The organism is Vibrio sp. SBT000027, from assembly GCF_963894355.1.
GTDB lineage: Bacteria > Pseudomonadota > Gammaproteobacteria > Enterobacterales > Vibrionaceae > Vibrio > Vibrio splendidus.
Genome location: NZ_CAWQGD010000004.1, coordinates 185618 through 207100, shown reverse-complemented (window position 1 = coordinate 207100; position 21483 = coordinate 185618). Strand labels below are relative to the sequence as shown.

The 21483-nt window shown below is 45.0% G+C and carries 24 protein-coding genes and 1 tRNA gene; 20 read left to right on the top strand and 5 right to left on the bottom strand.

What is annotated here, in order from left to right; all coding sequences use genetic code 11:
- Window positions 1–97 precede the first annotated feature (97 nt).
- The gene (gene tkt / locus AACU28_RS10920; protein ID WP_121602938.1) at window positions 98–2092 is read right to left on the bottom strand and encodes a transketolase; all 1995 of its coding nucleotides are present in this window, start codon (window positions 2090–2092) and stop codon (window positions 98–100) included.
- A 376-nt stretch (window positions 2093–2468) separates the two neighbouring features.
- On the opposite strand from tkt, the gene metK reads away from it, so the two are divergent.
- The 9 genes from metK to AACU28_RS10875 all read left to right on the top strand — a co-directional run bounded on the left by metK (window position 2469) and on the right by AACU28_RS10875 (window position 9472).
- The gene (gene metK / locus AACU28_RS10915; RefSeq protein ID WP_004735487.1) at window positions 2469–3623 is read left to right on the top strand and encodes a methionine adenosyltransferase; all 1155 of its coding nucleotides are present in this window, start codon (window positions 2469–2471) and stop codon (window positions 3621–3623) included.
- Window positions 3624–3991: 368 nt separating this feature from the next.
- Window positions 3992–4789: a DUF2189 domain-containing protein gene (locus AACU28_RS10910; protein WP_004735486.1), complete on the top strand. Its 798-nt coding sequence runs from the start codon at window positions 3992–3994 to the stop codon at window positions 4787–4789.
- 78 nt (window positions 4790–4867) lie between these two features.
- The gene (locus tag AACU28_RS10905) at window positions 4868–5368 is read left to right on the top strand and encodes a SprT family zinc-dependent metalloprotease (RefSeq protein WP_012604825.1); all 501 of its coding nucleotides are present in this window, start codon (window positions 4868–4870) and stop codon (window positions 5366–5368) included.
- Window positions 5369–5465: 97 nt separating this feature from the next.
- Entirely contained in the window at window positions 5466–6197 is a 732-nt protein-coding gene (locus AACU28_RS10900; RefSeq protein ID WP_102489085.1) for an endonuclease, read from the top strand.
- A 159-nt stretch (window positions 6198–6356) separates the two neighbouring features.
- Window positions 6357–7088, top strand: a complete 732-nt coding sequence (gene rsmE / locus AACU28_RS10895) for a 16S rRNA (uracil(1498)-N(3))-methyltransferase (protein ID WP_102489086.1) — start codon at window positions 6357–6359, stop codon at window positions 7086–7088.
- A 9-nt stretch (window positions 7089–7097) separates the two neighbouring features.
- Window positions 7098–8048 (top strand): glutathione synthase, encoded by a 951-nt coding sequence (gene gshB / locus AACU28_RS10890; protein ID WP_004735482.1) that lies wholly within the window; start codon window positions 7098–7100, stop codon window positions 8046–8048.
- A 117-nt stretch (window positions 8049–8165) separates the two neighbouring features.
- On the top strand, window positions 8166–8729 hold the full coding sequence (locus AACU28_RS10885; protein ID WP_017095267.1) for a YqgE/AlgH family protein: 564 nt from the start codon (window positions 8166–8168) through the stop codon (window positions 8727–8729).
- 60 nt (window positions 8730–8789) lie between these two features.
- Entirely contained in the window at window positions 8790–9212 is a 423-nt protein-coding gene (gene ruvX, locus AACU28_RS10880) for a Holliday junction resolvase RuvX (RefSeq protein WP_004735480.1), read from the top strand.
- A 98-nt stretch (window positions 9213–9310) separates the two neighbouring features.
- Window positions 9311–9472, top strand: coding sequence for a hypothetical protein (locus AACU28_RS10875; RefSeq protein ID WP_017090793.1), 162 nt, complete (start codon window positions 9311–9313; stop codon window positions 9470–9472).
- A 58-nt stretch (window positions 9473–9530) separates the two neighbouring features.
- Here AACU28_RS10875 and AACU28_RS10870 read toward each other — a convergent pair whose 3' ends face one another.
- Together AACU28_RS10870 and AACU28_RS10865 are read right to left on the bottom strand one after the other, a co-directional pair.
- Window positions 9531–10640, bottom strand: a complete 1110-nt coding sequence (locus tag AACU28_RS10870; protein ID WP_004735479.1) for a PilT/PilU family type 4a pilus ATPase — start codon at window positions 10638–10640, stop codon at window positions 9531–9533.
- 14 nt (window positions 10641–10654) lie between these two features.
- Complete coding sequence (locus tag AACU28_RS10865; protein ID WP_004735478.1) at window positions 10655–11692, bottom strand: type IV pilus twitching motility protein PilT; 1038 nt, start codon at window positions 11690–11692, stop codon at window positions 10655–10657.
- 26 nt (window positions 11693–11718) lie between these two features.
- Here AACU28_RS10865 and AACU28_RS10860 point away from each other — a divergent pair, with 26 nt between their 5' ends.
- The 7 genes from AACU28_RS10860 to hemW all read left to right on the top strand — a co-directional run bounded on the left by AACU28_RS10860 (window position 11719) and on the right by hemW (window position 16602).
- Window positions 11719–12423: a YggS family pyridoxal phosphate-dependent enzyme gene (locus AACU28_RS10860; protein ID WP_017077775.1), complete on the top strand. Its 705-nt coding sequence runs from the start codon at window positions 11719–11721 to the stop codon at window positions 12421–12423.
- Between the two features lie 112 nt (window positions 12424–12535).
- Window positions 12536–13354, top strand: coding sequence for a pyrroline-5-carboxylate reductase (gene proC / locus AACU28_RS10855; protein ID WP_065682910.1), 819 nt, complete (start codon window positions 12536–12538; stop codon window positions 13352–13354).
- Window positions 13355–13429: 75 nt separating this feature from the next.
- Complete coding sequence (locus tag AACU28_RS10850; RefSeq protein ID WP_004735475.1) at window positions 13430–13987, top strand: YggT family protein; 558 nt, start codon at window positions 13430–13432, stop codon at window positions 13985–13987.
- Window positions 13988–14016: 29 nt separating this feature from the next.
- Window positions 14017–14307 (top strand): DUF167 family protein YggU, encoded by a 291-nt coding sequence (gene yggU / locus AACU28_RS10845; protein ID WP_009847703.1) that lies wholly within the window; start codon window positions 14017–14019, stop codon window positions 14305–14307.
- Between the two features lie 28 nt (window positions 14308–14335).
- Window positions 14336–14767: a DUF4426 domain-containing protein gene (locus tag AACU28_RS10840; protein WP_004735472.1), complete on the top strand. Its 432-nt coding sequence runs from the start codon at window positions 14336–14338 to the stop codon at window positions 14765–14767.
- A 48-nt stretch (window positions 14768–14815) separates the two neighbouring features.
- Complete coding sequence (locus AACU28_RS10835; RefSeq protein ID WP_121602937.1) at window positions 14816–15415, top strand: XTP/dITP diphosphatase; 600 nt, start codon at window positions 14816–14818, stop codon at window positions 15413–15415.
- The gene (gene hemW, locus AACU28_RS10830; RefSeq protein ID WP_121602936.1) at window positions 15415–16602 is read left to right on the top strand and encodes a radical SAM family heme chaperone HemW; all 1188 of its coding nucleotides are present in this window, start codon (window positions 15415–15417) and stop codon (window positions 16600–16602) included. The genes AACU28_RS10835 and hemW overlap by 1 nt, the downstream gene beginning before the upstream one ends.
- Before the next feature lie 124 nt (window positions 16603–16726).
- On the opposite strand, the gene glsB is transcribed toward hemW, so the two are convergent.
- Together glsB and trmB are read right to left on the bottom strand one after the other, a co-directional pair.
- Window positions 16727–17647, bottom strand: a complete 921-nt coding sequence (gene glsB, locus AACU28_RS10825) for a glutaminase B (protein WP_004735469.1) — start codon at window positions 17645–17647, stop codon at window positions 16727–16729.
- 187 nt (window positions 17648–17834) lie between these two features.
- Window positions 17835–18554 carry a tRNA (guanosine(46)-N7)-methyltransferase TrmB gene (trmB, locus tag AACU28_RS10820; protein ID WP_121602935.1) on the bottom strand — a complete coding sequence of 240 codons (720 nt, stop codon included), beginning with the start codon at window positions 18552–18554 and terminating at the stop codon, window positions 17835–17837.
- 165 nt (window positions 18555–18719) lie between these two features.
- On the opposite strand from trmB, the gene mutY reads away from it, so the two are divergent.
- The 4 genes from mutY to AACU28_RS10800 all read left to right on the top strand — a co-directional run bounded on the left by mutY (window position 18720) and on the right by AACU28_RS10800 (window position 21464).
- Window positions 18720–19781: an A/G-specific adenine glycosylase gene (mutY, locus tag AACU28_RS10815; RefSeq protein ID WP_017077771.1), complete on the top strand. Its 1062-nt coding sequence runs from the start codon at window positions 18720–18722 to the stop codon at window positions 19779–19781.
- Between the two features lie 28 nt (window positions 19782–19809).
- The gene (locus tag AACU28_RS10810; protein WP_004735465.1) at window positions 19810–20082 is read left to right on the top strand and encodes an oxidative damage protection protein; all 273 of its coding nucleotides are present in this window, start codon (window positions 19810–19812) and stop codon (window positions 20080–20082) included.
- 69 nt (window positions 20083–20151) lie between these two features.
- Window positions 20152–21285 carry a membrane-bound lytic murein transglycosylase MltC gene (gene mltC, locus AACU28_RS10805; protein WP_017077770.1) on the top strand — a complete coding sequence of 378 codons (1134 nt, stop codon included), beginning with the start codon at window positions 20152–20154 and terminating at the stop codon, window positions 21283–21285.
- A 103-nt stretch (window positions 21286–21388) separates the two neighbouring features.
- A tRNA-Phe gene (locus tag AACU28_RS10800) sits at window positions 21389–21464 on the top strand.
- The last annotated feature ends 19 nt before the right edge of the window (window positions 21465–21483 follow it).

Here is a 21483-nt window from a genome sequence, read left to right as displayed (position 1 = left end):
AGTCTAAGTGATAACAAACCCCAGATACAAAAAAACCGAGCTTAAAGCTCGGTTTTTTCTTTCATTTTACTGTTAGCACTAGGCTAGCAATCAATGATTAAGCAAGAAGTTCTTTCGCTGTGTTTACTACGTTTTCAGTAGTGAAACCGAACATCTTGAATAGCTCGCCTGCTGGTGCAGATTCGCCAAACGTTGTCATGCCGATGATCTTGCCACCGAAGCCAACGTACTTGTACCAGAAGTCAGCAATGCCAGCTTCAACAGCGATACGAGCTGTAACGTCAGATGGAAGTACAGACTCACGGTATTCAGCGTCTTGCTTATCGAATGCGTCAGTTGCAGGCATAGATACTACGCGTACTTTCTTGCCTTCAGCTGTTAGTTCAGCAGCAGCGCTAACCGCTAGTTCAACTTCAGAACCCGTTGCGATGATGATTAGCTCTGGCTTGCCAGCACAATCTTTCAGGATGTAACCACCCTTCGCGATGTTTGCTACTTGCTCAGCGTCACGATCTTGTTGTGCAAGGTTTTGACGAGAGAAGATAAGTGCAGAAGGACCATCTTTACGCTCGATTGCCAGTTTCCAAGCAACAGCAGACTCAACTTGGTCACATGGACGCCATGTGCTCATGTTTGGAGTCAGACGTAGAGATGCGATTTGCTCAACAGGTTGGTGAGTAGGACCATCTTCGCCTAGGCCGATCGAATCGTGCGTGTAAACTTGGATGTTCTGAATTTTCATCAGAGCAGCCATACGCATTGCGTTACGTGCGTATTCCATGAACATTAGGAACGTTGCGCCGTATGGTACGAAACCACCGTGCAGAGCGATACCGTTCATGATAGCCGTCATACCGAATTCACGTACACCGTAGTGGATGTAGTTACCAGAGAAGTCATTTGCTTCAAGCGACTTAGAGCCAGACCACATAGTCAGGTTAGAAGGCGCAAGGTCAGCAGAGCCGCCCATGAATTCAGGTAGCATAGCACCGAACGCTTCTAGAGCATTTTGAGAGGCTTTACGTGATGCGATGTTTGCTGGGTTAGCTTGAAGATCAGCAATGATTGCGTTTGCTTTCTCTTCCCATTCAGCTGGTAGTTCGCCGTTTGTACGACGTTTGAATTCTACTGCTAGCTCTGGGTGAGCCGCTGCGTATGCGTCAAATTTAGCATTCCACGCTGCTTCTTTCGCTGCGCCCGCTTCTTTCGCATTCCACTCAGCTGCGATATCAGCTGGAATTTCGAAAGGACCGTGCTCCCAACCAAGCGCCGCTTTAGTTGCTGTAATTTCATCAGCACCTAGTGGAGCACCGTGACAGTCGTGCGTACCCGCTTTGTTTGGAGAACCAAAACCGATGATAGTTTTAGTACAGATAAGTGTTGGACGAGGATCCGCTTTAGCCGCTTCAATCGCAGCGTTGATAGCATCAGAATCGTGACCATCTACCGCTGGGATTACGTGCCAGCCGTAAGCTTCAAAACGCTTAGGAGTATCGTCAGAGAACCAACCTTCAACTTCGCCATCGATAGAAATACCGTTGTCATCCCAGAAAGCAACCAGCTTACCAAGACCTAGCGTACCGGCTAGAGAACATGCTTCGTGAGAGATACCTTCCATCAGACAGCCATCACCCATGAAAGCATAAGTGAAGTGATCGACGATGTCGTGGCCTTCTTTGTTGAACTGTGCAGCCAATGATTTTTCAGCCATCGCCATACCAACAGCGTTGGTGATGCCTTGACCTAGAGGACCCGTCGTTGTTTCGATACCAGGAGCGTAACCGTACTCTGGGTGACCTGGAGTCTTAGAGTGCAGTTGACGGAAGTTTTTCAGGTCTTCAATTGAAAGCTCGTAACCTGCAAGATGAAGCAGAGAGTAAATCAACATTGAACCATGGCCGTTAGACAGAATAAAACGGTCTCGGTCAGCCCACTCTGGGTTTGCTGGGTTGTGGTTCAAGTGACCACGCCAAAGAACTTCAGCGATGTCAGCCATACCCATAGGTGCGCCAGGGTGGCCTGAATTTGCTTGTTGAACGCCATCCATGCTAAGTGCGCGAATTGCATTGGCTAGATCTTTACGAGAAGGCATGTCTGCTCCTGAGTACATAAGCGATTTAAAAAGAGATTGATGCTAAAGTTTTCATTTTTATTAGCGCGGGTATTCTCTCAAACGACTTTAGCGACTGCAAACGTTTTACTGGCATTTTAACGGTCATTTTTCGCAATTTTCGAACATTTACATCACTTAGCAATGTGTTATCCCGACCGATACGCAAACGTTTAGTTATGACATATCATAAAAAAGAGCTTGTAATTCGACCGCTGGAATTTAGAATAGCCGTCTAGATGTAGAAACACCTACAAAATATACTGTATTTAATGGCGGCGCTTCCTAGCTTGCGACGCCTGAAATTATTTGCATTTAACTATTTGCAACTAAAAACTAAACTAAAAGTGGAGCTCTCATGGCTAAGCACCTATTCACTTCTGAATCTGTTTCAGAAGGCCATCCAGATAAAATTGCAGACCAAATCTCTGATGCTGTTCTTGATGCCATCTTGGAACAAGATCCAAAAGCACGTGTTGCTTGTGAGACTTACGTAAAAACCGGCATGGTTATGGTTGGCGGTGAAGTAACAACGTCTGCATGGGTTGATATCGAAGAAATCACTCGTGAAACAGTTCGTGAAATTGGTTACGTTCATTCTGATATGGGCTTTGACGCTGACTCTTGTGCAGTACTAAACACAATCGGTAAGCAGTCTCCAGACATCAACCAAGGTGTTGATAAAGCCGATCCTAAAGATCAAGGCGCAGGCGACCAAGGCATCATGTTTGGTTACGCGACTAACGAAACACCAATCCTAATGCCAGCTCCAATTACTTACTCTCACCTTCTTGTTAAGAAGCAAGCTGAAGTACGTAAGAGCGGCAAGCTTGACTTCCTTCGCCCAGATGCGAAATCTCAAGTTACGTTCCAATATGACCAAGGTAAGATTGTTGGTATCGACGCAGTTGTTCTTTCAACTCAACACTGTGATTCAGTAACAACACCTGACCTACGTGAAGCGGTAATGGAAGAGATCATCAAGCCAGTACTTCCTGCTGAGTGGATCAACAAAGACACTAACTTCTTCATCAACCCAACAGGCCGCTTCGTAATCGGTGGCCCAATGGGTGACTGTGGTCTAACCGGTCGTAAGATCATCGTTGATACCTACGGCGGCGCAGCTCGTCACGGTGGCGGTGCATTCTCTGGTAAAGATCCATCAAAAGTTGACCGTTCTGCAGCTTACGCAGCGCGTTACGTTGCGAAAAACATCGTTGCTGCTGGCATGGCTGACCGTTGTGAGATTCAACTGTCTTACGCTATCGGTGTTGCAGATCCAACATCTATCATGGTTGAAACGTTTGGTACTGAGAAAGTAGCTCACGAGATCATCATTGAAGCTGTTCGTCAAAACTTCGACCTACGTCCATACGGTCTTCAAGAAATGCTGAACCTTCTTCAGCCTATCTACAAAAAGACGGCTGCATACGGTCACTTCGGTCGCGAAGAGTTCCCTTGGGAAGCGACGGACAAAGCAGCAATCCTTGCGGACTTCGCTGGCCTAAAATAATTTAGCCACTGCGATTTGTTTCTTTAAAGCCCTTACTTCTTAGTAAGGGCTTTATTTTTATGTACTTACCGAACTTTCACTCGCCATTCTCTTATCTAACGCCCTTCTTTACCGTTAACCACTTAGTATAAAAATCCGCTGATAATTTGTGTTTTCTAACACTACTGACAATAGTTAAGGTAACTCCTAGGCGATCAAGCTCACATTTAACTTAAATTAATTCAGTCTGATAACGCTCGTTAAATGTAGGCAAGAACAATAACTGGGATGACAAAGAGCTGTTTAGCTCAACACCATAACGCTCTCGTAAGCGACACCTCTGAGCCTTGTGGAATTATAACTAGGACGTTATTTAACTAGGGGGATCTATGCCTCGTACCGTGCACCCATCCGAACTAAACGATAAGAAACACAAGGTCAGCGATCAGGATTACGCTCGCACCATTCCTTGTAATCAAGTAAGCATATCAGCCCCATTCCACTGGTTATCGCTTGCACTGCATGACTTAGTGAAAATGCCAATAATCAGCGCATTTTACGGATTGTGTTTCATGGCTGCGGCCATCGCCATCGTGCAACTAGTCCAATGGCAAGGAACACACCTAGTCGTCATGCCAAGCTTGATAGTCTATATGTTGATAGGACCCTTTCTTGCTCTTGGCCTATATGACGCAAGCTGGGAAAGAGAGAAAGGACATTCCCCAAGCTTGTTCCACTCAATGAAAGCAATTACTCGCAACTCCACCCACCAATGGGCCTTTGCGATTGTGTTAATGGTTGCAATGATCTTTTGGATGCGGATTGCTGCGTTATTGCATGCGCTCTACCCTTCCGTACAAGGAGCACCATTAAGCGAGTTTGCACCATTCCTGATTACGGGTTCGGTGATTGGATTGGTTATCGCTAGCCTGATATTTAGCATCTCAGCATTTTCGATTCCATTGATGATGGAAAGACGTGTAGATGTAATGAGTGCCATTTTTACTAGCTTCAACGCTGTTAAATCAAACATCCCTGCGATGGTCGTTTGGGCTGGTATCATTGGCGCTGGTATCTTAGTCGGCTTTGCGACCTACGGTGTCGGTATGATTGTAACGATGCCATTGCTTGGTTACGGAACATGGCATGCTTACCACGAAATCATCAAGAAGAAACATCACGTTTAAATCGTTTCACGATCGATGAGCAATGTTATGATGAGGCCTTAGCTTAAACGCTGAGGCTTTTTTTGGAGTTAACAACGCTTGTCTTACACCCCGCAACAACATCGAGTAAATAAGAAACTGGGCGAATGCCTAGCTATCGCTAATCAACATTTTTCTCGTGAATTTCCATGCCCAACCGTCACTTACAAGTTAAGAGGAAAGGCAGCGGGAAAAGCCTACCTTCAGTTAAACGAGATTAAACTCAACCAAGTGCTATTCAGCGAAAATGAAGACGCCTTTATTAACGAAGTCGTACCTCATGAACTCGCACATCTGATCACACATCAGGTATTCGGACGAGTTAGGCCTCACGGGAATGAGTGGAAATACGTGATGGAAAAGGTATTCAATGTACCGGCCAGAACGACTCACAGCTTAGAAATCACCTCAGTGCAGGGCAAAACTTTTGAGTATCGCTGTGATTGCACCACTTATCCCCTGTCGATAAGACGACACAATAAAGTCATCCGCAACCAATCAACTTATCGTTGCCAACAATGCCAGCAAACCTTAGCTTTTACCGGCCTTCAATTGAGCTAAGTCTTGATCTCACAAGTTAACGCGAATAAATGTAATAGAGAGAACTAACATTTGAGTGCTAGACTGTTGTTTATCATACTTTCATCAGTCTTTTTCCATGCAAAAAACCACTCAAAAAGCATTTGGCCTATCGGTGTCTTTCTACCTATCAATAGTATTTGGCCTACTGGTAACCCAAAGCGTTTTCGCCGCTCCACCAAGTTCGTTCTCCAAAGCCAAAAAAGAAGCCGTGAAGATTTATCTCGATCACCCGACTTCATTTTATTGTGGTTGTGACATTACATGGAAGGACAAAAAGAAAGGTATCCCCGACCTCGACGGCTGTGGTTATCAAGTGAGAAAACAGCAAAAACGCGCTTCCCGTATTGAGTGGGAACACGTGGTTCCAGCTTGGCAATTTGGCCACCAGCGTCAGTGCTGGCAAGATGGCGGACGTAAGAACTGCACTCGCAATGACAAAATATTCAAATCGATGGAAGCCGATCTTCACAACTTGACTCCGGCAATTGGCGAGGTTAACGGTGATCGATCCAATTACAATTTCAGTCAATGGAATGGAATGGATGGCGTGAGCTATGGTCAGTGTGAAATGCAGGTCAACTTCAAACAGCGTAAGGTTATGCCGCCAGACAGAGCAAAAGGTTCTATCGCGCGTACTTATCTTTACATGAGCCAAGAGTATGGTTTCAAGCTCTCTAAGCAGCAAACTAACCTGATGATGGCGTGGAACAAGCAATTCCCTGTTGATAAGTGGGAATGTACTCGTGATGAGCGAATCTATGCCATCCAGGGGAATCACAACCCATTTGTTTTCCCTGCTTGTAGATAACACGACTCAGTCAACCTACATCTCCAATTGCCTCCATCTCAAACAAGAGTTTCAGAATTGCCCCTGAAACTCTTGCTCTACCCTTGTTTTTTCAACTAAAAGCATCCATGTTAGGCAGAGACAAAATACCCAAATGAACATATTTATAGGTTTACCAGCATGAGAATCCCTCGCATCCATCACCCAAAACGCATTCATCAGTTAGGTTCACTCGCTTTAGACGAAGATGCCGCGGGTCATGTTGGTCGAGTCCTTCGTATGAAAGAAGGTCAAGATGTTCTTCTATTTGATGGCAGTGGCGCTGAATTCCCTGCGACAATTGCTGAAGTATCAAAAAAGAACGTCACAGTTAATGTTACTGAACGTATCGAGCGCAGCAGCGAATCTCCGTTAGACTTACATTTAGGCCAAGTGATTTCACGTGGCGACAAAATGGAATTCACGATTCAGAAATCGGTTGAGCTTGGTGTGAACACCATTACCCCGCTGATTTCAGAGCGCTGTGGCGTTAAGCTTGATACTAAACGCTTCGAGAAAAAGCTTGCACAGTGGCAAAAGATTGCTATCGCAGCATGTGAACAATCTGGCCGTAATACGGTTCCAGTTATTCGCCCAATCATGCAACTTGAAGAGTGGTGCAGCGAACCGAGCGAAGCGTTAAAACTAAACCTGCACCCTCGTGCAAAATACTCAATCAATACCCTTCCAGAGCCGATCAGTAAGGTGCGCCTATTGATCGGTCCTGAAGGTGGACTGTCAGCTGAAGAAATCGGTATGACAGAACAATACAAATTTGAAGAGACGCTACTTGGCCCACGTGTACTTCGTACCGAGACAGCAGCTCTAACCGCAATTACTGCCTTACAAGTCCGTTTTGGCGATCTAGGCTAGGAGAAAAAAATGATCAAACTTGGCATCGTAATGGATCCAATTTCATCCATTAACATCAAAAAAGACTCTAGCTTTGCCATGATGCTTGAAGCTCAGCGTCGTGGTTACGAAATCCATTACATGGAAATGGATGATCTACATTTAGATCAAGGCGTAGCCATTGCTGACACTAAGGTTGTTGAACTAAAAGAAGATCCAAACGGTTGGTACGAGTTCAAATCAGAACAGACTATCGCGCTATCCGATTTAGATGCGGTACTAATGCGTAAAGATCCTCCGTTTGATACTGAGTACATCTACGCAACTTACATTCTTGAGCGTGCTGAAGAGAACGGCGCACTGATCGTCAACAAACCACAAAGCCTACGTGACTGTAACGAGAAGTTGTTCACGGCATGGTTCCCTGAACTGACACCGACCACCATCGTGACTCGTAAAGCTGAAAAAATTAAAGCGTTCCGAGAAGAACACGGTGACGTGATTCTAAAACCACTTGATGGCATGGGCGGCGCGTCTATCTTCCGAGTGAAAGAAGGCGATCCAAACGTATCAGTGATCATTGAGACTTTAACTAACCACGGTCAGAACTACGCAATGGCACAAACTTTTGTTCCAGACATCAGCAATGGTGATAAGCGTATTCTTGTGGTTGACGGTGAGCCAATGCCTTACTGTCTAGCTCGTATTCCTGCAAAAGGGGAAACTCGAGGTAACCTTGCTGCTGGCGGTACAGGTGAAGCTCGTCCTCTAAGTGAAACAGACTGGGCTATCGCAAGAGCAGTTGCTCCTGCACTGAAAGAGAAAGGCTTAATCTTTGTTGGGCTTGATGTTATCGGCGACAAGCTGACTGAAATTAACGTGACTAGCCCTACTTGTATCCGTGAAATTGAAGCCGCTTTTGATATTTCAGTTACAGGTAAATTAATGGATGCAATTGAGCGTCGCGTTAACGCTAAATAGCCTAAACTAAAGAAAGCCTTAGCTATTCGAAAACACAGAAATATCTAGGCAAAGAATCAATGAGCGGCATTACGCCGCTCTTTTTCCTTTACTGGGAACACACTGGCAGGAGGCTCTATGAATTTAACGAACCACTTTCTGGTTGCTATGCCCGGAATGAAAGACCCATACTTTCAAAATTCGGTGATTTACCTTTGTGAGCACAATGACGAAGGCGCGATGGGTTTGATGATCAACGCCCCTATTGATGTCACTGTCGGTAGCATGCTTAAGCAAGTTGAGGTTGATTCTGATCAGCCAAAACCCAACCAAGCAAGTCTTGATAAGCCTGTATTGAATGGTGGACCGGTCGCAGAAGACCGTGGGTTTATTTTGCACAAACCTAAAGGCAGCTATCAATCCAGTATCAGCATGACGGATCAAATCTCAGTGACAACCTCAAAAGATATCTTGATGGTGTTAGGTACAGAAGATGAACCGATGAATTATCTAGTCGCACTTGGTTATGCAGGGTGGGAACCCGGGCAACTGGAAACCGAACTGACCGAGAACTCATGGTTAACTGTTGAAGCCGATCCGAAGGTCATCTTCGATACACCGATTTCTGACCGCTGGAAAGTCGCCGTGCAGATGTTAGGCATTAATGCGGCTCAGCTTTCAGCAGACGCTGGCCACGCCTAGCCCGACTCAGATCAATAAAATAAACAGACACTCTCAAACACAGATTAATTTGGAAACCCCATGTCACGAACAATTATGGCATTTGACTACGGTACAAAAAGTATCGGCAGTGCGATAGGACAAGAGATCACAGGTACAGCTAGCCCTTTAAAAGCCTTTAAAGCGAAAGATGGCATCCCAAACTGGGATGATATCGAGAAGCAAATTAAGGAGTGGCAGCCGAATCTGATTGTGGTTGGATTGCCAACCGATCTTCATGGCAAAGATCTAGCAGCCATTACACCAAGGGCGAAGAAGTTTGCCAATCGCCTAAAGGGGCGCTTTGGTGTCGATGTTGAGCTACATGATGAAAGACTCTCGACCACAGAAGCAAGGGCCGACCTTTTTGAAATGGGTGGCTACAAAGCACTAAGCAAAGGCAATGTCGATAACCAATCCGCAGTTGTGATTCTAGAAAGTTGGTTTGAAGCACAATATTCTTAGTTAAAACTAAGTGATTAACATTTGAGCTAATTTATGATCCCACACGAATTTCACGCCGTAGTGTCAGTGCAATTCATAATAAGGACGTGGGAGTTCATATGAAAATTTTTCTAGTCATCTTCGCTTCTCTAGCAATCACAGCATGTAGCTCTATGAGCGGAGGCTCAGCAGGTTATACCGGTGAACAATATCCGACAAAAATCAAATTAGAGAAGGAACGAGGATATTCTGGTAACAACAATAGTTACGGCAACCACTAATATATCCAGACCAAAAAAAACCGCCTTCACAGCGGTTTTTTTAGTATTCAGCATCAATCTAACCCATATCAATCTTCACGCCAGCCAAAGCACCTGTTCCGTAGTCATCATCACCACGTCTGGTTTTTAGCATTAAGCGTAAGTCATTCGCAGAATCAGCACTGTGGAATGCGTCTTCTTCACTGATCTTGCCTGCAAGCACCAAGTCATACAACGCTTGGTCAAAGGTCTGCATACCAATCTCTTTCGATTTAGCCATCGTCGCTTTTAGTTCATGCAACTCACCACGACGAATCAAGTCAGACACTCGCGGGCTGTTGAGTAGAATTTCAAACACGCCATGGCGACCGCTGCCATTCTTATCTCGGATTAATTGCTGAGCGACCACACCACGCAGGTTCATCGACAGATCAAACAAGAATTGCTCTTTTTGCTCTTTCGGCACCAAGTGAAGAATACGTTCTAACGCTTGGTTGGCATTATTGGCGTGCAGCGTTGCCATACACAAGTGGCCAGTCTCAGCGAAAGTCATCGCATATTCCATGGTTTCACGGCTACGGATTTCGCCAATCAAAATCATATCAGGAGCTTGGCGCAAAGAGTTCTTAAGCGCGACTTCGTAACTCTCGGTGTCGAGCCCAACCTCACGTTGTGTCACGATGCACTTTTTATGTTCGTGTACGAATTCAATTGGATCTTCAACCGTCAAAATATGCCCTGAGCGATTGGTATTGCGATAGCCTGTCATTGCAGCCATCGAGGTTGATTTACCAGAACCTGTTGCCCCAACCACCAGCACAAGTCCGCGCTTAGCGATTGAAAGGTCTTGCAGCACATCAGGAAGCTTTAATTGCTCAAAGGTTGGGATGTTAGTCTCGATACGTCGAATGACCGCTCCAGGTAGCTCTCGTTGAAAGAATGCACTGACACGAAAACGACCAAAGTCACGTACGATGGCAAAATTAGCCTCTCGCGTTTGCTGATATTCATCGCGTCGGTCTTGATCCATCATCGCATCAAGTAACTGAGCAACCTGAGCCGCATTCAATTTCTCGCCTTGAGGTCGCAGTTCACCATCGACACGAAACAGGATAGGCGCATCAACGGTGATATAAAGATCCGATGCTTTTTGAGATAGCATCCCTTCAAGGATTTGATTCAATTCCATTTTGTTCACCTTGATTAAAACATTGAGGTTTCAATTTCGATCTTTTTCTCGACCTCTTCTGAATCAACCAGACCTTGAGCCATCAACTGCTTCGCATTTTGCTCCATGGTCTGCATACCGTGTGCCGCCCCCGTTTGAATAATCGAATACATCTGCGCGACCTTATCTTCACGGATCAAGTTTCTGATCGCAGGTGTCGCCATCATGATTTCATGACAAGCCACACGACCGCCACCAACACGCTTCAACAGCTTCTGGGCAATCACCGAACGTAACGATTCAGACAACATTGAACGCACCATGTCTTTGTCGCTACCCGGGAATACATCGATAATACGGTCTATGGTTTTTGCCGCAGAGCTCGTGTGCAAAGTACCAAAAACTAAGTGACCCGTTTCTGCTGCAGTTAGCGCTAAGCTGATAGTCTCTTGGTCACGAAGTTCGCCGACAAGGATTACGTCTGGATCTTCACGCAACGCACTACGCAATGCCGCTTTGAAGCTGTGAGTATCGCGATGCACTTCTCGTTGGTTGATTAGGCATTTGTTGTTGGTATGAACAAATTCGATCGGGTCTTCAATCGTCAATATATGCTTATTATGGTTACGGTTAACGTAATCCACCATCGCAGCCAAAGTTGTCGACTTACCTGAACCAGTCGGCCCTGTGACCAATACTAGCCCTTTTTCATAATTAGATATTCTTTCAAATATCTCAGGAGCCCCTAGCTGTTCAAGGGTGGGAATCTCTACTGGAATGGTACGGAACACAGCAGAGCAGCCACGAGATTGGTTAAAAGCATTAACACGGAAGCGACCAACGTTGGGTAATTCAAAAGAGAAGTCGACTTCCAGTTTTTCTTCGAACTCACCGCGTTGTGAATCACTCATGATCTCAAAAACCAAACGATGCACATCAGCATGGCTCAAAGCTGGTATTCCAAGCTTCCTTACTTCACCATCTATACGTACCATTGGAGATACACCCGCAGAAAGATGTAGATCTGACGCGTTATGCTTTACACTAAAATCTAGTAACTCAGTGATATCCATTTATTTTCCCTTAAGTAAAGTCAGCTATGAGTAGTATTCAACAAAATATCGAACAAATCACCTCACAGATACGTAGTGCTGAGCAAAAGTGCGGACGAGCTCCAGAGTCCGTGCAACTTTTAGCCGTCAGCAAAACTAAGCCTATTGATGCGATTCTAGAAGCCGCACTCGGAGGCCAAGTTGCCTTTGGTGAAAACTATGTACAAGAAGGTGTTGATAAAGTAAAACACTTTTCAGAACAACATTCTAACCTAAATTTAGAGTGGCATTTTATTGGCCCAATTCAATCCAATAAAACCCGCCCAATCGCAGAAAGCTTCCAATGGGTACATTCTGTTGAACGCGATAAGATCGCACAAAGACTTAGTGATCAACGACCAAGCGAACTTCCACCTTTGCAAGTTTTGATTCAGGTAAACACCAGTGGTGAAGAATCCAAGTCTGGAACGTCAGAAGAAACAGTTTTTGCACTCGCGGAGTTGATTTCGTCGCTCCCTAACCTCACTTTAAGAGGATTGATGTCGATTCCTGCAAACGTATCTGACTATCAATCTCAGCTTAATGCATTTTCTCAACTGGCGGAGCTTAAAGATAAGCTAGCCGCAAAGTATCCAAACATAGATACCCTTTCGATGGGTATGAGTGGTGATATGGATGCAGCAGTTGAGGCTGGCAGCACTATGGTTCGCATTGGAACGGCTATCTTCGGTGCTCGTGATTACGCGAAATAGCACAGCACGTAACAAGAAATAGCTACAACAAGCAACAACAAGTGGCAACGAAAAATACAGTATTGATACCGCTTCGCTTTAACCGCGCAGCGACACGCTCAGGATTTTATATATGGAACATAAGAACATCGCCTTTATTGGGGCGGGAAATATGGTTCGCTCGATTGTAGCGGGCTTAGTGGCGAGTGGTTACCCAGCGCAAAAGATTACTGCAACAGCGCCTTCAGACACCAGAAGGCTGCCGTTAGAGCAAGAGTACGGCATCAATACCACCAGCGATAATATTGCCGCAGCAGAACAAGCAGACGTTGTTGTGTTATCCGTGAAGCCACAAATGATGGTTGATGTATGTAAACCCTTACAAGGTATCGACTTCAGCAACAAACTGGTTATCTCAATTGCCGCGGGTATTAATGCGAATCGACTCAATGAGATGTTAAACTGCCAGCTGAACCTTGTGCGTGTGATGCCAAACACGCCATCACTACTTGGTAAAGGGATGAGCGGCCTTTATGCTGACTCAACGGTTAGTCAGGGCGATAAAGAGTTCGCTTCTCAGCTAATGCAAGCCGTAGGTGAGGTAAGCTGGGTTGAACAAGAGTCTGGTATCAACAACATCATTGCAGCGGCGGGGAGTGCTCCGGCTTACTTCTTCCTGTTTATGGAAGCGATGCAAGCTGAAGCAATTAACCAAGGTTTTGACCAAGAAACCGCTCGTAAATTAGTGCAGCAATCTGCATTAGGCGCGGCAGAGATGGTGGTAGCGAATCCAAATACTGAATTATCAACACTGCGTGAGCAAGTGACTTCAAAAGGCGGAACGACCGCAGAAGCATTGCGCACGTTTAACGACCATCAACTATCAGACATCGTAGCGAAAGCCATGCAAGCGGCGGTTGCTCGAGCTGAAGAGATGGAAAAACTGTTTTAATACTCGTTACAGTACAAAAGCATTGTGCCGTTCGGGTGATACCTAGCGGCAAGTAAATCCGAAAAAGGAAACAATATGAATTCGATGAGCTTTCTGATCTCGACCGTTTTTGATCTTTACATCATGGTTGTGATCTTGCGTATCTGGCTACAAGCATCACGTGCAGATTTCTACAACCCATTCTCACAATTTATCGTAAAAGCGACACAACCGGTTGTTGCCCCGCTACGCCGAGTGATTCCATCAATAGGCAGCCTTGACCTTGCGACGGTTGTCTTCGCTTATGTGCTGTGTGTACTTAAGTTCGTCGCTCTAAACTTGATTATCTCTGGCGGTGCGGCTGTATTTGATATCAGCTTCCTGATCTTTGGCGCACTCTCTCTGCTCAAAGCGGCTGGTGGTTTGATTTTCTGGGTTCTGCTAATCCGTGCAATCCTGAGCTGGGTTAGCCAAGGCCGTAGCCCAATCGAATACGTATTCCATCAGTTAACAGAACCAATGCTAACGCCAATTCGCCGTATCCTTCCTGATATGGGTGGCTTCGACCTAAGTGTGCTTGTTCTGTTCATTGTTCTGCAATTTGCGAACTTCCTAATGGGCGACATGATCGGTCCTATTTGGTATCAGCTATAATTCAAGTACGAACATCAGGTACTTTGACGATGCCAAAAGCAGTTTGGGCCGAAGAAGACGATATTCTTCTTCGGCTCTATATCCAACCCAAAGCAAGCCGAGACAAGATTGTCGGCTTGCACGGAGAGGAACTGAAAATTGCCATTACTGCACCACCGGTTGATGGCAAAGCAAATGCTCACTTAGCGAAATACCTTGCGAAACAATTTAAGGTCGCGAAAGGGCAAATTAAGATAGAAAAGGGAGAGCTCGGTCGGCATAAGCAAGTTCGAATATGCTCACCAAGTCAGATCCCAACTGAAGTCAAAGCCATCCTATGATGGCTTTTTGCTATTTATTGGAGTCATTATGCGTCTATGGATAACAGCACTACTCACCGCTCTAATTGCCCTACCAAGCTCGGCAGGACAGTTTAAAAGTATCAAGGATGTCGAGGTTCATTACTCGGCTTTCAATTCCACGTTTTTAACTGCACAGGTCGCTAAGCAATATAAGCTGAAACGAAACGGATACTCAGCGATTCTAAACATCAGCGTGCTAGACAACGCTTCCCTAGGCAAGCCTGCAACAACGGCTAAAATTACGGGAACAGCACGAAACCTAGTAGGTAACACTCGCACGCTTAACTTCCGTGAAATAAAGGAAGGCGATGCGATTTATTACCTTGCAGAGTTCCCTATCACTCACGAAGAAAACATCACTTTTAATATTGATGTTAACGCAGGTTTGAAAGGCACTGGACCACTGCGTTTCACACAAAAATTCTATATAGAAGAGTAGCTTCAAAGCTCACTTTTCTAGTCATTAACTTATTAGAGCCACATCCCCATGAGTAAGATTGTTTTAGCAACAGGCAACCAAGGTAAAGTTCGCGAGATGGCAGATATTCTGTCTGAGTTTGGTTTTGACGTTGTCGCGCAAAGTGAATTTAACGTTTCAGAAGTCGCTGAAACAGGAACGACTTTCATTGAAAATGCCATCATCAAAGCTCGCCACGCAGCGAAAGAAACAGGGCTGCCAGCCATTGCTGACGACTCAGGTTTAGAGGTTGATTACTTAAATGGTGCTCCGGGCATCTACTCAGCGCGTTACTCAGGTGAAGGGGCAACCGATAAGCAGAACATCGAAAAATTGCTAAACGCGATGCAAGGTGTCGAAACTGAAAAGCGTACTGCGCGTTTCCACTGTGTATTGGTACTAATGCGTCACGAAAACGATCCAACACCATTGGTGTGTCACGGTAAATGGGAAGGTCGCATTCTGACTGAAGAACACGGTGAGAATGGCTTTGGCTACGATCCTGTCTTCTTTGTACCAGAAGATAACTGCGCCTCAGCAGAACTTGAATCTTCACGTAAGAAGCAACTATCACACCGTGGTAAAGCACTTGCGTCACTATTCAAGACTCTCAAGGAGCAAGCTCTGTAATGCACAATGCAGCGCTAATACCACCCGCACTTAGCCTCTATGTACACATCCCATGGTGTGTACAAAAGTGTCCGTATTGTGATTTTAACTCTCACGCTCTCAAAGCCGAGATTCCTGAAAAAGAGTACATCGATGCACTGCTTGAGGATCTCGATACCGATATCGAAAAATACCAACTCAATGGCGCACCTCGCCCATTGCACTCGATCTTTATTGGTGGCGGTACCCCAAGCCTGTTTTCTCCTGAAGGAATTGGCCGATTGTTACAAGGCATTGAACAGCGCATCCCGTTCAAACCTGAAATAGAAATCACCATGGAAGCCAACCCGGGAACTATCGAAGCTGAGCGTTTTGCAGGTTACCAAAAGGCAGGCATTACTCGAATCTCGGTGGGTGTGCAAAGTTTTGAGCAAGAGAAACTGGAAATACTTGGGCGTATTCATGGTCAAGATGAAGCGGTCAACGCAGCTCATTTAGCACATAAGATTGGATTGAATAGTTTCAACTTAGACTTAATGCACGGCTTACCCGATCAGAATATTGAACAAGCGTTGGCTGATTTGGATAAAGCGATCGAACTCGACCCTCCGCACTTATCTTGGTATCAGCTAACAATAGAACCTAACACCATGTTCTATTACAAAACGCCAACGCTGCCTGATGATGATGACCTTTGGGATATCTTCGACCTAGGCCATAAAAAGCTCGCGGACGCAGGGTATGTACAATATGAAATTTCAGGCTACAGCAAGCCGGGATATCAGTGCCAACATAACCTTAACTACTGGCGCTTTGGTGACTATCTAGGTATTGGCTGTGGCTCTCATGGCAAGCTAAGCTTTGCAGATGGACGCATTGTTCGCACCACTAAGGTTAAGCACCCGAGAGGCTATTTAGCGGCTTACCAGAACATGGTGAAACCGTACCTATCCGATGAGTTTGAAGTGCCGAATGAAGACCGACCTTTTGAGTTCTTTATGAACCGCTTTAGGTTAATGGAAGCGTGTCCAAAACAAGATTTCATCGATACGACTGGGCTTGGCTTCGACTCGATTCAAGAAACGATTGAATGGGCAAAAGAGCTAGGCTACTTGAATGAAACCGACACTCACTGGCAGATCACTGAAAAAGGGAAGTTATTCCTAAATGATTTGCTGGAAGCCTTTATGGCAGAAGAAGACGAATAGATCGAGATTCGAGAAGCATTGCGTAAGGGTTGGCTTTAGGGTCAACCCTTTTTGTTTTATAGCCCTCTCTCGGAGCGAAGCGTTCTATAGGACAAAGTCCGTGCTCGAATCTCGCATCTTTCTTCTAAAAAATAGAACGACCAATACGCTCAGAGAGTAATTCTAAAGCCTGAGTTCCCGCTAGTGAATTACCCGATGCGTCCAGTTCTGGAGACCACACCGCGATCGTCATTTCGCCAGGAACAATCGCAATAATCCCGCCACCGACACCAGACTTTCCGGGCATTCCAACACGATAGGCAAACTCTCCCGCCCCATCATACAAGCCACATGTCGCAAGCAAAGCATTCAGCTGTTTGGTTTGAACTGGCGTGATGATCTCTTTCTTGGTCTGAACTGACACACCTTTGTTTGCCAAATAGCTAAAGGTCTTCGCCAAGTCAACACAGGTCATTTTAAGCGCACAAGCATGAAAATAATTGTTGAGTACGGGAATAACATCGTTCTCAAAATTACCAAATGAACGCATCAAATAAGCGATGGCAGCATTGCGATCGCTGTGCATCATTTCAGAAGCTGCCACAACCTTGTCATACACAATATGAGTATCACCGGATAGCTGACGTACAAATTCTAATAAACGGTGCCTTGGTGCAGATAGACGGCTTTGCAATAAGTCAGCAACGATAATCGCACCTGCGTTAATAAACGGGTTACGAGGGATGCCGTGTTCCATCTCAAGCTGAATCATCGAGTTAAAGGCTTGTCCTGAAGGCTCCTTCCCTACTCGTTGCCAAATCTCTTCCGGCTTATACAACACCATCGCTAACGTCAGGCTTAAAGCTTTAGAGATTGATTGCACGGAAAAGGCTTCATCGGCATCGCCAGCTTGAATGACTTCACCTTCATTGGTGTATACCGCAATCGCCAGTTTCTGATTCGATACGCGAGCCAATGCAGGAATATAATCAGCGACCTTTCCCTGACCAATTAAAGGGCGAACTTCATCTAAAATCTCGGCCAAAATAGCTTGAGTTGGTTTCATGTTTGCTTACTTCTTTATTGTTATTTTTGTAGGGGGTGTGACATTACTTTCTGTCCTTAAACCTTTATCGCAATAAAAGCCTAAGGACAAAAAAGCCAACATTACAATAATGTTGGCTTTAATCAATCCCATAAAGTGTAGGGTTTAATCCTAAGTCGGATTCACCTTCACTTAATTTGATTCAGAATTACTTAGTACGCTTAAACTTAATGTCCCAAACACCATGACCTAAACGGTGGCCACGCGCTTCAAACTTAGTTAGCGGACGCTCGTCTGGACGAGGAATGTAATCCCCATCTTCAGCGATATTCTTGAAGCCTGGAGCTACGTTCATCACTTCAATCATATGTTCTGCGTAGTTTTCCCAGTCTGTTGCCATGTGGAAAATACCAGTATCAAGTTGCAGCTTACCGCGAACCATCTCTGCAAACTCAGCCTTAACGATACGACGCTTATGGTGACGAGCTTTGTGCCATGGGTCAGGGAAGAACAGTTGCAGTGTATACAGGCTGCTGTCTGGAATCATGTGCTCAAATACTTCTACTGCATCGTGACACATTACGCGTAAATTCGTTACACCCGCATCGCGAGCTGTACCTAAACACGCACCAACACCTGGGCTATGAACTTCAATACCTAAGAAGTTTTTCTCAGGCGCATTCTTTGCCATTTCAACCAGTGATGCACCCATACCGAAGCCAATTTCTAGTACAACAGGGTTGTCGTTACCAAACACTTCTTTCCAATTAAGAAGTTCTGGGTTGTAGTCGATACCCATTGTTGGCCAACATTCGTTCATCGCGTTTTCTTGGCCTTTTGTTAAGCGGCCTTCGCGGCGAACAAAACTACGGATCTTACGAACCAGTTTGCCGTCTTCAGTATATTCGTTAGTGGTCACTTCACTCATTGATTTTTGCCTGCACATTGATTAATCAAAGCGGGGATTATCCAAAGAATTGCCTCCGGTGCAAGTCTTTCCGTGGATAAATTCCCACACAATTTGTCTGTTTTACATCCAACCGTAAGTGTGGTGCAATTTCACTCCTAATAATAGCAAAGCATAGAGCATGTCGTGACTCCTTTCGCAACCGCCATATTAAAGTGGTATGACGCCTTTGGGCGTAAAGAATTACCTTGGCAACAAAACAAAACCGCCTACACCGTTTGGCTATCTGAAATCATGCTTCAGCAGACTCAAGTCGCCACGGTGATTCCATACTACCAGCGCTTCTTAGAACGCTTTCCAACGGTTATTGACCTAGCGAACGCCGAACAAGATGAGGTGCTGCACTTATGGACAGGGCTTGGCTATTACGCGCGAGCTCGTAACTTGCACAAGGCTGCCAAGATTGTTGCCGAGCAATACGGTGGTGAATTTCCACTTTCTATCGAAGAAATGAACGCGCTACCGGGTATTGGACGCTCTACTGCCGCTGCAGTGCTATCCTCTGTGCATAAACTTCCTCATGCAATTCTTGATGGCAACGTCAAGCGTACCTTGGCGAGAAGCTTCGCTGTAGAGGGTTGGCCGGGGCAAAAGAAAGTCGAGAACCAGTTGTGGGAACACGCAGAAACACACACTCCGCAACAAGATGTCGATAAGTACAATCAAGCCATGATGGATATGGGTGCGATGGTTTGTACTCGTAGCAAGCCCAAATGTACGTTGTGCCCGATTGAAAGCATGTGCGAAGCTAAGAAGCTCGATCGACAGCTCGATTTCCCAGGCAAGAAACCGAAGAAAGAAAAACCAATAAAAGAAACATGGTTTGTGATTCTGTACCACGATAATCAAGTATGGCTCGAACAACGCCCTCAGTCTGGTATCTGGGGAGGACTGTTCTGTTTCCCTCAAAATGAAAACGCAGAGATCGAACATCAATTAGATCTTCGTTCGATCAAAGATAGTGAAACCGATTCGATCAAGACCATGATTGCGTTTCGACATACTTTCAGCCACTACCATTTAGATATCACACCTGTATTAGTAAAATTAGATAAACAACCAGATTTGATAATGGAAGGGACTAAAGGTCTCTGGTATAACTTATCAAAACCGGAAGAAATTGGCCTAGCCGCTCCTGTAAAGCAGCTTATTGAGAGCCTACCCTTTGAACTGAACGACGACGTTTGAATCAACGAACGCGATAAGAGGAACCACTATGAGCCGCACTGTATTTTGTGCTCGCCTTCAAAAAGATGCTGAAGGCCTAGATTTTCAACTTTACCCAGGTGACTTAGGTAAGCGTATCTTTGACAACATCTCTAAAGAAGCTTGGGGACAATGGCAAAGCAAGCAAACCATGCTTATCAATGAGAAGAAGCTAAACATGATGGATCCTGAACATCGTAAACTTCTTGAAACTGAGATGGTTAACTTCCTTTTCGAAGGTAAAGATGTCGTTATTGATGGCTACACTCCACCAAGCGAATAAGACATTTATTTAAGCAAATTTTAATGACATCATGGTTAACGCTGCGATGTCATTTTTGTATGAGGAACTATGAAAAAGCTAAGTTACTTCCTAACAGCCATGTTGTTAACTGGCTGCAGTCGTGAATTTGTCGAAAGCCTTTATGATGTTAATTACGAACCAACCAACCGATTTGTCAGTAATTTAGCGGAGCTACCCGGTCAATTTGAAAAAGACACTGGGGCGTTAGATTCTTTAATTAATAGCTTTTCTGGCAATATCCAAAAACGTTGGGGCAGCAGTGAAGTAAAGATGGCGGGCAAGAGTAACTATGTGAAATACATAGATAATTACTTGAGCCGTTCAGAAGTAAACTTTAGCCAAGGTCTAATCACAGTTGAAACCGTATCCTCAACGGATCCTAAAAAGCACCTCAAAAATGCAATAATGACGACACTTTTAACGCCAGATGATCCTGCGAATGTCGATCTATTCTCTTCCAAAAGCATCAAGTTAGAAGGCCAACCTTTCCTCTATAACCAAGTCGTTGATCAGGATAAGAAGCCAATCCAATGGACATGGCGCGCTAATAAGTTTGCTGATTACCTGATCGCCAATAACTTAAAAACTAAGGAAGTCGACTTTAAAAAAGCGTATTACGTCGAAATTCCAATGGTGGCCGATCACGCCAGCAAACGAAGCTATAAGTACGCAGATATCGTTCGTCGCGCATCTCAACGTTATGACATTCCTGAAGACTTGATTTACGCGATCATCAAAACAGAAAGTAGTTTCAACCCATACGCCGTGAGCTGGGCGAATGCTTATGGACTTATGCAGGTAGTCCCAAAAACTGCAGGTCGAGATGTCTTTAAGCTTGTCAAAAAGAAACCTGGCGAGCCGAGCCCTGAGTATTTATTCAATCCAGAAAACAACATTGATGCGGGAACTGCGTACTTTTACATCCTTAAAAATCGTTATTTGAAGGACGTGCAACACCCAACCACACTCGAATACAGTATGATCTCAGCATACAACGGTGGCACTGGTGGGGTACTCAATACCTTCAGTAAGGACAGAAAACGGGCAATGCGTGACTTAAACTCATTGCAACCTAGTCAAGCTTACTGGGCACTTACAAAGAAACACCCAAACAAAGAGTCGCGTAGATACTTAGAAAAAGTAACAAAATTCAAGAAAGATTTTAACCAAGGTAAAACGTAAGCCTCACTTTTGAATAAAAAAACAACTAACGAACGTTTTTTTTAATTATTTTCAAAAAAGGTGTTGACGGTTATGCAGAAAATCCGTTTAATAGCGCTCCGTTGCCCGGATAGCTCAGTCGGTAGAGCAGAGGATTGAAAATCCTCGTGTCGGTGGTTCGATTCCGCCTCCGGGCACCACAATTTGATTTGTTGGTGT